The 7,203-nt window shown below is 72.7% G+C and carries 7 protein-coding genes; all 7 read left to right on the top strand.

What is annotated here, in order from left to right:
* Positions 1-923, top strand: a 923-nt coding sequence (locus HOQ08_RS04940; RefSeq protein ID WP_291192256.1) for a homoserine dehydrogenase, incomplete at its 5' end; no start/stop codon positions are given.
* A complete protein-coding gene (locus tag HOQ08_RS04935; protein WP_291192254.1) occupies positions 920-1,873 on the top strand; it encodes a homoserine kinase in 954 nt (317 codons plus the stop codon). The genes HOQ08_RS04940 and HOQ08_RS04935, both read left to right, overlap by 4 nt.
* Positions 1,870-3,180 (top strand): threonine synthase, encoded by a 1,311-nt coding sequence (thrC, locus tag HOQ08_RS04930; RefSeq protein WP_291192252.1) that lies wholly within the window; start codon positions 1,870-1,872, stop codon positions 3,178-3,180. Before HOQ08_RS04935 ends, thrC begins: the two co-directional genes overlap by 4 nt.
* Positions 3,181-3,193: 13 nt before the next feature.
* Entirely contained in the window at positions 3,194-3,520 is a 327-nt protein-coding gene (locus HOQ08_RS04925; RefSeq protein WP_291192249.1) for a phosphotyrosine protein phosphatase, read from the top strand.
* A 355-nt stretch (positions 3,521-3,875) separates the two neighbouring features.
* Positions 3,876-5,462, top strand: a complete 1,587-nt coding sequence (locus HOQ08_RS04920; protein ID WP_291192247.1) for a 2-isopropylmalate synthase — start codon at positions 3,876-3,878, stop codon at positions 5,460-5,462.
* Positions 5,459-6,460 carry a branched-chain amino acid transaminase gene (locus HOQ08_RS04915; protein ID WP_291192245.1) on the top strand — a complete coding sequence of 334 codons (1,002 nt, stop codon included), beginning with the start codon at positions 5,459-5,461 and terminating at the stop codon, positions 6,458-6,460. Before HOQ08_RS04920 ends, HOQ08_RS04915 begins: the two co-directional genes overlap by 4 nt.
* The coding region (locus HOQ08_RS04910) for an aconitase family protein (RefSeq protein ID WP_291192243.1) at positions 6,457-7,203 on the top strand (747 nt) is incomplete at its 3' end. The genes HOQ08_RS04915 and HOQ08_RS04910, both read left to right, overlap by 4 nt.

The following is a 7,203-nucleotide window of genomic DNA, read 5'->3' as shown; positions in this document are numbered from 1 at the left end:
CGCAACTCAACCGCCGCAGCGGCGCGCAGGTCTGGCGGCCCGCCGAACTGGACGCCTTCGCCGACCACGTGCGCGGCATCGAGGGCGCCGCGGTGCTGGTCGATTGCAGCGCCAGCGAGGCGGTCGCCGACCGCTATGCCGGCTGGCTTGCGGCCGGGCTGCACGTGGTCACGCCCAACAAGCTCGCCGGCAGCGGGCCGCTGGCGCGCTGGCGGGCCATCCGCGAGGCGGCCTCCGTCGGCGGTGCGCGCTGGCGCTACGAGGCCACCGTCGGCGCCGGGCTGCCGGTGATCCAGACCCTGCGCGACCTGCTCGACACCGGCGATGCGCTGCACGCCATCGAGGGCATGTTCTCCGGCACGCTGGCCTGGCTGTGCAACCGCCACGACGGCACGGCGCCGTTCTCCGCGCTGCTGCGCGAGGCGTGCGCGCAGGGCTACACCGAGCCCGATCCCCGCGAGGACCTCTCCGGCACCGACGTGGCGCGCAAGCTGGTGATCCTGGCGCGCGAAGCCGGCTGGCCGCTGTCGCTGGACGAGGTCGAGGTGGAAAGCCTGGTGCCGCCGTCACTCGCCTCACTGCCGACCGACGCCTTCATGCAACGCCTCGCCCGGGGTGGGCTGGCCGAACTGGACGCGCCACTGGCTGCGCGCCTGGCGCAGGCGCGCGCCGCCGGTGGCGTGCTGCGCCACGTTGCCAGCCTCGATGTGCGCGGCCATGCGAGGGTCCGGCTCGAGGTGGTGCCCGCGCATCATCCGTTCGCCCACACGCAGCTCACCGACAACATCGTGCAGCTGCGCACCGCCCGCTACTGCGACAATCCGCTGATCGTGCAGGGCCCCGGCGCCGGACCGCAGGTCACCGCCGCCGGCGTGTTCGCCGACGTGCTGCGCATCGCCGAGGCCCAGGGAGCACGCGCATGAACCTCATCAAGGAACCGCTCATGTCGTCCGTCCGCATCGCCAGCGCCTTCGCCCCCGCCTGCGTGGGCAACGTGGGCGTGGGCTTCGACATCCTCGGCCACACCCTGGCCGGCGCCGGCGACCGCGCGCAGGTGGCGCGCATCGACGAGCCGGTGGTACGCATCGCCGCCATCGAGGGCGTGGTGCGCGAGCTGCCACTGGAGGCCGAACGCAACACCGCCGGCGCCGCGCTGATCGCCCTGCGCAACGCGTTGCGGCTGGAACACGGCTTTGAGCTCATCTTGCACAAGGGCATCGCGCTGGGCTCGGGCATGGCCGGCTCGGCCGCCTCCTGCGTGGCCGCGCTGGTTGCCGCCAATGCACTGCTCGACGAGCCGCTGCCGCGCGAGGCGCTGTACGGCTTCGCCATGGACGGCGAGGCGGTGGCCAGCGGTGGCCGCCACGGCGACAACGTCGGCCCGCAGCTGCTCGGCGGCCTGGTGCTCGCCACCGCGACGCGGCTGGTGCGCATCCCGGTGCCGGCGGCGTGGCATTGCGCGCTGGTGCACCCGCACTACGTCCTGGAGACGCGCCGGGCGCGCGCGGCGCTGGCCGGCCACTACGCGCTGGGCGAGTTCGTCGCGCAGAGCGCCAACCTCGCGCAGGTCATTGCCGGCTGCTGGCGCGGCGACGCATCGTTGGTGCGCGAGGGCCTGAAGGACGTGCTGGTCGAGCCGCGCCGCGCGCCGCTGGTGCCCAACTTCGCCCGCGTGCAGCAGGCCGCGCTCGACCATGGCGCGCTCGGCGCGAGCATTTCCGGCGCTGGGCCCAGCGTGTTCGGCTGGTTCGAGGACGCGCGCGCCGCCCATGCCGCCGCCGCCGCGATGCGCGCGGCCTTCGCCGAGGCAGGCCTGGCCAGCGACGTGCTGGTCGGTCCCGTCGACGGCCCCTGTGCGGAGCGGGTGGAATGAGTGCGTTGCGCTACGTCAGTACGCGCGGCCGCGCGCCGGCGGCCAGCCTGAGCGATGCGATCGCCGCCGGCCTGGCGCCCGATGGCGGGCTATACGTCCCAGAGCAGTTGCCCACGATCGATCCTTCTGCGTTCGATCCGAAGGGCGATCTTGCCGCCACCGCCGCCACGCTGCTCGCCCCGTTCTTCGCCGGCGACGCCCTGGCCGACGCGCTGCCCGCGATCTGCGCCGAGGCCTTCACCTTCGACGCGCCGCTGCGCCCGCTCGCCCGCCCCGATGCGCTGGTGCTGGAGCTGTTCCACGGCCCCACCGCCGCCTTCAAGGACTTCGGCGCGCGCTTCCTCGCCGCCTGCCTGCGCCGCCTGCGCGGCGAAGACGCGCGCGCACTGACCATCCTGGTCGCCACCTCCGGCGACACCGGCGCCGCGGTGGGCGCGGCCTTCCATGGCCAGCCCGGCGTGCGCGTGGCGATCCTCTACCCGGACGGCCGCGTCTCGCCGCGCCAGGCCCACCAGCTCGGCAGCTTCGGCGGCAACGTGCAGGCGCTGCGCGTGGCCGGCAGCTTCGATGACTGCCAGCGCATGGTGAAGGCCGCCCTCAACGACGGCGACCTGCAGCGCGATGTCCCCTTGAGCTCCGCCAACAGCATCAGCCTCGGCCGCCTGCTCCCACAGATGGGCTACTACGCGCACGCCGCGCTCGGCTGGTGGCGCATGCACGGCACGCCGCTGGACTTCATCGTCCCCACCGGCAACCTGGGCAATGCGCTGGCCTGCCTGTGGGCGCGCGCCATGGGCCTGCCGATCGGCGAGGTGCGCCTGGCGTGCAATGCCAACACCACCCTGCCGGAGTTCTTCGCCGGCGGCGACTATCGCCCGCGCGACGCCGTCGCCACGATCGCCAACGCCATGGACGTCGGTGCGCCGAGCAACTTCGAGCGCCTGCGCTGGACCTGGCGCGGGAACGACGACGCGTTGCGCCGCGACCTGCACGCCGAAAGCCTCGACGACGCGGCCATTCGCACCACCCTGTTGCGCCACGCACGCGAGCACGGCGGAGTGGTCTGCCCGCATACCGCCACGGCGCTGGCGCTGCTCGACCGCGAACCCGTGCGACAGGGCCGCGCCTGGTGCGTCGTCGCGACGGCCCACCCGGCCAAGTTCGAAACCGTACTGGAGCCGCTCCTGGGCCAGCCCGTTCCGGTGCCGCCGCCGCTGGCCGCGATGCTCGACCGTCCTGCGCAGGCCGAACCCCTCGCCCCGGACGAGGCCACGCTCGATCGATGGCTGCGCGCCCGGTCGGGATGACGCAACACTTCCCATGGCCTGCCATGTGCTTTTCCTTTGCGGCAAGAACCGCCTGCGCAGCCCGACCGCCGAACAGGTCTTCGCGGACTGGCCGGGCGTCGAAACCGCGTCGGCCGGCGTCGGCCGCGACGCCGATAACCCGATTACCCCGGAACTCGCCGCCTGGGCCGACCGGATCTTCGTGATGGAGCGCGCCCACCGCTTCCGGCTTCCGCCCGCCTGCAAGGCGGCGCTGGACGGCAAGCCCGTGATCTGCCTCGACATCCCTGACCGGTACGGCTTCATGGCGCCGGAGCTGGTCCGGCTGCTCATGGCGAAAGTGCCGCGCCATCTCCCCTGACCTGCGTCAACGGACGTATGGACGTCCATACATCTATTTCAACTCATAGAACGAACCGTCATAAGAAACTGCTTGACACGCCTGCGCGGGCACGTCTAAGGTCGACGACATGCCGCAGCGCAACAGCCAGCGTCGCATCGCCCTGATGGATCGTCTCCCGACGATCGCGGGCCTCGCGTCGCTTCGCGGCCAGCTCCTTCTTGCCCTCGTACTCGTACTCCTTATTACCAGCGGAGGTGCGGGCTGAGGCGTGTCCAGGTAAAGAAAAATCCGACCTGACAAACCTGAAACCCCGCACCCGGCAACGGTTGCGGGGTTTCTTTTTGCCTCGGCTCCACCTGACGGAGCCCATGCGATGAACCCAGACACAGCAGTATCGAATCCGCCGCAGGCCGAGGAGCCGCGCGTGCGGATCTTCGACACCACCTTGCGCGACGGCGAACAGGCGCCCGGCTTCGCGCTCGACCGGCACGCGAAATTGCGCATCGCACAATCGCTCGAGGCGCTGGGCGTGGACGTGCTGGAGGCGGGCTTCCCGCAGGCCTCGGACGAGGATTTCTCCGCGGTGCGGGAAATCGCGCGCCAGCTGCGCCAGACCACCGTGTGCGCGCTGGCGCGCTGCCAGAGCGGCGATATCGAACGGGCCGCGCAGGCGCTCGACGGCGCGCGACGCGGGCGCATCCACCTGTTCCTGTCGACCAGCCCGTTGCACCGCGAGCACAAGCTCGGCATGAGCCGCGCGCAGGTGCTCGACACCGCGGTCGCCGCGGTGGCGCGGGCGCGCGGGCTATGCCACGAGGTGGAATTCTCCGCCGAGGATGCGCTGCGCACCGAGCCGGAGTTCCTCGCCGAGGTGTTCGCCGCGGTGGCTGCGGCCGGCGCGGGCACGCTCAACGCGCCCGATACCGTGGGCTACGCCACGCCCGCGGAAGTGGCCACGCTGTTCGGCTACCTGCGCGAGCGCGTGCCGGCCGAGGACGTGGTGTTTTCCGCGCACTGCCACGACGACCTGGGCCTGGCGGTGGCCAACTCGCTGGCCGCCGTGGGCGCCGGCGCGCGCCAGGTGGAGTGCACCATCAACGGCATCGGCGAGCGCGCCGGCAATGCCGCGCTGGAGGAGGTGGTGATGGCGCTGCGCGTGCGCGCGCCGTACTACGGCGTCGGCACGCGGATCGACACGCGCCGGCTGCACGCGGCCTCGCAGCTGCTCAGCACGCTCACCCGGCAGCCGGTGCCGCGCAACAAGGCGATCGTCGGCGCCAACGCCTTCGCGCACGAGTCGGGCATCCACCAGCACGGCGTGCTCAGGCACCGCGGCACCTACGAGATCATGCGGCCGCAGGACGTGGGCGTCGCCGACGTCCCGCTGGTGCTGGGCCGCCATTCGGGCCGCCACGCATTGCGCCAGCGCCTGGCCGCGCTCGGCCACGCCACGGACGAGGCCACGCTCGATGCCCTGTTCGAGCGCTTCAAGGCGCTGACCGCGCGCCGCAGCGAGATCCACGACGAAGACCTGGCCGCGCTCGCGCTGGGCCTGGACCCTGACGCGCAGGGCCCCTGGTCCATCGCGCAGCTGCACAGCGCCAGCCACCTGGGCAGCGCCTCGGCCTCGGTGCGGCTGGCGCACGAGGACGGCCGCATGGCGGCCGAGGCGGCGATCGGCGAAGGCCCGGTCGAGGCCATGCTGCGCGCGATCGAGCGCGCCACCGGCTGTCCGCTGGAGCTCACCGACTTCCAGCTGCGCGCCATCGGCGAGGGCGGCGATGCCGAGGGCGAAGCGCGTCTCACCGCGCGCCACGAGGGCCGTGTCTGGCACGGCAGCGCCGCCAGCAACGACATCGTGGAAGCCACCGCGCTGGCCGTGCTCTCCATCGTCAACCGCATCGCGCGCGAAGCCGCGGCCCGCCGCGCCGCCCCGGCGCCACAAGGAGCCATCGCATGAACGCGCCCTTCCTCTGGCACAACGGCCGGCTCAGGCCGTGGGACGAGGCCACCGTCCACGTCGGCGCGCACGCGCTGCACTACGGCTCGTCGGTGTTCGAGGGCCTGCGCGTGTACGCCACGCCGCAGGGGCCGGCCTACTTCCGCCTGGCCGATCACACGCGACGGCTGTTCGAATCGGCGCGCGTGTACGAGATCGAGATCGGCTATCGCCCCGAAGAGATCGATGCCGCCTGCCTGGAGCTGATCCGCGCCAACGGCATGGGCTCGGCCTACGTGCGGCCGATCGTGTTCCGCGGCGCCGGTTCGCTCGGCGTGCTGCCGCGCCAGGGCGATCCGGTGGAGGTGGCGATCCTTGCGCTGCCCTGGGGCGCGTACCTCGGCGACGCCGCCGAGCGCGGCGCCGACGTGTGCGTGTCGTCCTGGCGGCGACCGGCGCCGGGCACGCTGCCCAGCTGGGCCAAGGCCGGCGGCAATTACCTGTCCGGCCAGCTGATCGCGCTGGAGGCCCGCCGCGGCGGCTACGACGAAGGCATCGCGCTGGGCCACGAGGGCCTGCTCAGCGAAGGCGCCGGGGAGAACCTGTTCCTGGTGCGCGGCGGCCGGCTGCTCACGCCGCCGACCAGCGCCGGCATCCTGGCCGGCATCACGCGCGACACGGTGATCACGCTGGCGCACGAGGCGGGCCTGGCGGTGGAGGAGCGCGAGCTGCCGCGCGAGGCCTTGTACGGCGCGGACGAAGTGTTCCTGTGCGGCACCGCCGCGGAGATCACGCCGGTGCGCTCGGTCGACCGCAAGCCCGTGGGCGACGGCACGCCCGGGCCGGTGACGCGCGCGCTGCGCGAGGCGTTCTTCGGCCTGTTCGACGGCCGCACGCCGGATCGCCATCGCTGGCTGACGTGGGTCTATGCGCCCGTCCATGAGCGCGAAAGTCAAAAGGCGGCCATCCATGGCCGCACTCCTCAAGAAAGGCCCGCATCCATGGGAGCCCCTGCATGACCCCCCGCACGCTGTTCGACAAACTGTGGGACGCCCACGTCGTCATCCCGGAGACGCCCGACACGCCGGCGGTGCTCTACGTCGACCTGCACCTGGTGCACGAGGTCACCTCGCCGCAGGCGTTCGACGAGCTGCGCACGCGCGGGCTGGCGGTGCGCCGCCCCGAACGCACGCTGGCCACACTCGACCACTCCACGCCGACGCTGCCGCCGTCCGCCGACGGCACGCGCCCTTACGCCAGCGCCGAGGCCGGCGCGCAGGTCGCGCAGCTGGAGGAAAACTGCCGCGCCTTCGGCATCGAGCTGCACGGCTGGGACAGCGCCGCGCGCGGCATCGTGCACGTGATCGGCCCGGAGCTCGGCGCCACGCAGCCGGGCATGACCATCGTCTGCGGCGACAGCCATACCTCCACCCACGGCGCGTTCGGGGCGCTGGCCTTCGGCATCGGCACCACCGAGGTGGGCCACGTGCTGGCCACGCAGTGCCTGCTGCAGCGGAAGCCGAAGACGCTGGCCATCCACGTCGACGGCGCGTTGCTCCCGGGCGTGGGCGCCAAGGACCTGATCCTGCACGTGATCGGCCGCATCGGCGTGGACGGCGGCACCGGCCACGTGATCGAGTACCGCGGCGCGGCGATCGCGGCGCTCTCGATGGAAGAGCGCATGACCGTGTGCAACATGTCGATCGAAGCCGGCGCGCGCGCGGGCCTGATCGCGCCGGACGAGGTCACCTTCGACTACCTG

The sequence above is a fragment of the Frateuria sp. genome, assembly GCF_013362045.1.
Lineage (GTDB): Bacteria > Pseudomonadota > Gammaproteobacteria > Xanthomonadales > Rhodanobacteraceae > Frateuria_A.
This window is presented reverse-complemented; position numbering and strand designations above follow the sequence as displayed.